A 3,068-nucleotide genomic window follows, 5' to 3' on the forward strand; every position below is an offset into this window, starting at 1 on the left:
CTCGCATTGCGTGCAATAGACGTTGTTGGAGCGATAAAGGCCCATCAGCGCCTCGTTGCGCGAAGGCGCGATCTCGGTCTCCAGACGAAGCTCGAAACGCTGTGCCGCCGGCAGCTTCAGGATCGTCAGCCGGTCCGGCGTCGCCTCGTAGTCGCCGGCAGCGAGCGCCTGCCCGTCGATGGCTAGGCCAAGCAGCGTCAGCCCATCGCCGTCGAGCACCAGCGGCGCCGCCGGCGCGACGCCCTCGCGCCGTTCGATGGTGAGCAGCGCCGTAACATGGGTCGCGTCCGGCGACAGGCGGAAGTCGAGGCCGGTCCTCGGGATGAGATAGTCGCTGGGGCGATAGTCTTCGAGCTTGAAGACATGGCCGGTATCGGTGCGCATTCCTTGGGCTTTTCCTGTCGATTTCGGTCGGGAGCCAGCGTGGCCGGTCCAGGAATTTTGAGATGCGCGCTCTTTACACGAAACCGTCACGCGACAAAACCGCGGGATAGGGTGTGTTTCGCAATTCCGATTGCACACTTTTCCTGGAGTTGCTCTTAGGCTATTGGGCGGCTTCGTTTTCCGACATTCTGACGAGGCAAGATGACCGTCGATCATGCCGTCGGCCACAGCACGCTGCGCGGCATCACACTGAAAATCGTCTCGGTGACGGTTTTCGTCGGCATGCAGACCTGCATCAAGGCGGCCGGCGACGTGCCTGCCGGGCAGGTCGTCTTCTTCCGTTCCTTCTTCGCCATCTTCCCGATCATCGCCTTCCTGGCCTTCAAGGGCGAGCTCGCCACCGCCTTCACGACCAGGCGGCCGTTCAACCACATCGCGCGCGGCCTTGTCGGCGTCGGCGCCATGGGGCTCGGCTTCTTCGCGCTGACCAGATTGCCGTTGCCCGAGGCGATTACCCTCAACTACGCCCAGCCGCTGCTGGTCGTCGTGTTTTCCTCGATCTTCCTCGGCGAGACGATCCGCGTCTATCGCTGGAGCGCGGTCGTCGTCGGTCTTGCCGGCGTGCTGGTCATCTCCTGGCCCGAACTGACGCTGCTCAATTCCGATCAAGGCCTCGACGACAAGGAGGTGCTTGGCGTTATGGCCGCGCTGATCGCCGCCGCGATCTCGGCGGTCGCCATGCTCCTGGTGCGCAATCTCGTGCAGACGGAGAAGACGGCGACCATAGTGCTGTGGTTCTCGTCCACGGCTTCGGTGTTGTCGCTCTTCACCCTGCCTTTCGGCTGGCAGGTGCTGACGCCGCTTCAGGCGGCACTGCTTGTCTTCGCCGGCTTCTGTGGCGGGCTCGGCCAGATCCTGATGACGGCGGCCTACCGCCACGCCGAAGCCTCGGTCGTCGCGCCATTCGAATACACCTCGATGATCCTCGGCGTCGTCATCGGCTATTTCGTCTTCGGCGACGTGACCTCGCCCAACACGCTGGTCGGCGGCGTCATCGTGGTCGCCGCCGGCATCTTCATCATCTGGCGCGAGCGGCAGCTCGGCCTGGAGCGCACGCGCACCAGGACAGCCGCGCCGCCGCAGGGGTGATCGAAATCGCCGGCATCTAGACAAAGGTCACGGATGTTTCTCAGTCCATTAGGAATTTAAAATGAATGACAAAGAGCGACCTTACGTCCTTCACACCAACCGCGAACTGGAGATGATGCTTGCCCGAGCCAAACCGATGGCTGTGTTTGCTCACGAGAAAGTGGATGGCTTTGAGAAATCCGACGCACTGGCCAATCAGGACTTCGCGCCACACGTCGCCGCCGGGACGCTTTCGGAGCACTTGAGGACCAGAACGATCTCCCTGCCAAGCGGTACTGCGGTGGATATCGACTACTGGTTCTACACGCTCAAGGGCGAGGAATGGCGGGTCGAAGCATATTGGCTGCTTATCGATTTCCTCCACGACAGGGGTTGGTGCCCGCAATTCGAATGGCTGCAAGGAAAGCTGCTTGGGTACACCGATCAGGAGAATACCCATCATCTTTTGCGGACCTATCCGGCAGACCTGTGGGTTGCCGAGATTTGCAAGTCGCAGGATGCCGGATCGGCCGAAGCTTAGCTGCTCGTCGCATTGGCCCGCTCTTTCGCCAGCCGCACCAGCACCGCGCGTGTCTGCTCATCGGCCGGGAAAAAGGATTCGATCGCCAGTTCCGACAGGGTGACGTCCAGCGGCGTGCCGAACACGGTGATGGTGCTGATGAAGGAAAGCACCTGATCGCCATGCGCGAGCCTGAGCGGATGCACGATGCCGCTCGGCTCGACCGGAGCCGGCCGGCTGCTTTTCAAGCCGGACGGATAGGCGCGCAGCTCGCGCTCCAATTCGATCAGCACCGGATCGCCGGTCGCGTCGTTCTGGTGCTTCAGCCGCTCCAAGAGATGCGCGCGCCATTCCGCCAGATTGACGATGCGCGGCGCCACGCCACCGGGATGCAGGCTCAGCCTCAGCACATTGACCGGGGATTGGAGCAGCGACTGTTCGGAGATATCGGCGAGGAATGGGGCGATCGCTGCATTGGCGGAAACAAGATTCCAGTGCCGGTCCACCGCCAGCGCCGGAAAAGGCTCGTGGCCCTTGAGCACGGTCTCGACGGCGGCCACCGCCGGTGCCAGCGTGGCGTCGGTCAGTGGCTTTTCGCTGAAGCTCGGCGCGAAGCCTGCCGCAAGCAGCAGCTGGTTGCGCTGTCGCAGCGGGATCGACAGCTGCTCGGCCAGATGCAGCACCATCTCGCGCGACGGCTGCGCGCGGCCGCTTTCGACGAAGGAGAGATGCCGCTGCGAGATATCGGCCTCCATAGCGAGATCGAGCTGGCTCATGCGCCGGCGCGTGCGCCACTCGCGGATCAGGCTGCCGGCGGAGGGTTCGGGTGTGGTCATGAGGGGATGATTAGGGCGGCGGCTGAGCGTTTCAACTACCTGGGAGGTTATGGCTCCCCCTTCCCCCCCTTGTGCAGGGCTGTCCGGGGAAAGTTAGACATAGTCGAGGCTCATCTGATCGGGAGAGCAGCGGGGGTACCTTCGACTTGGATTGACGGGCGGCGGTTTGTCGATGGCGGCGATGTGGCGCCGCTCGAACA

General features: G+C 63.0%; 3 protein-coding genes and 1 pseudogene. 2 read left to right on the plus strand and 2 right to left on the minus strand.

All coding sequences use genetic code 11. The features are described from left to right. Nucleotides 1-384, minus strand: a pseudogene (gene pepN / locus EOA27_RS29460) (aminopeptidase N); the annotation flags it as partial. A gap of 201 nt (nt 385-585) precedes the next feature. On the opposite strand from pepN, the gene EOA27_RS29465 reads away from it, so the two are divergent. Continuing rightward, nucleotides 586-1,533 (plus strand): DMT family transporter, encoded by a 948-nt coding sequence (locus tag EOA27_RS29465; protein ID WP_126078355.1) that lies wholly within the window; start codon nt 586-588, stop codon nt 1,531-1,533. Between the two features lie 61 nt (nt 1,534-1,594). Beyond that, nucleotides 1,595-2,053: a hypothetical protein gene (locus tag EOA27_RS29470; RefSeq protein WP_126078354.1), complete on the plus strand. Its 459-nt coding sequence runs from the start codon at nt 1,595-1,597 to the stop codon at nt 2,051-2,053. Here EOA27_RS29470 and EOA27_RS29475 read toward each other — a convergent pair. Beyond that, nucleotides 2,050-2,868 carry a helix-turn-helix transcriptional regulator gene (locus EOA27_RS29475; RefSeq protein WP_126078353.1) on the minus strand — a complete coding sequence of 273 codons (819 nt, stop codon included), beginning with the start codon at nt 2,866-2,868 and terminating at the stop codon, nt 2,050-2,052. The two genes, EOA27_RS29470 and EOA27_RS29475, sit on opposite strands and share 4 nt — an antisense overlap. Between the last annotated feature and the right edge of the window lie 200 nt (nt 2,869-3,068).

Origin of the sequence: Mesorhizobium sp. M2A.F.Ca.ET.037.01.1.1, assembly GCF_003998075.1 — a bacterium.
Lineage (GTDB): Bacteria > Pseudomonadota > Alphaproteobacteria > Rhizobiales > Rhizobiaceae > Mesorhizobium.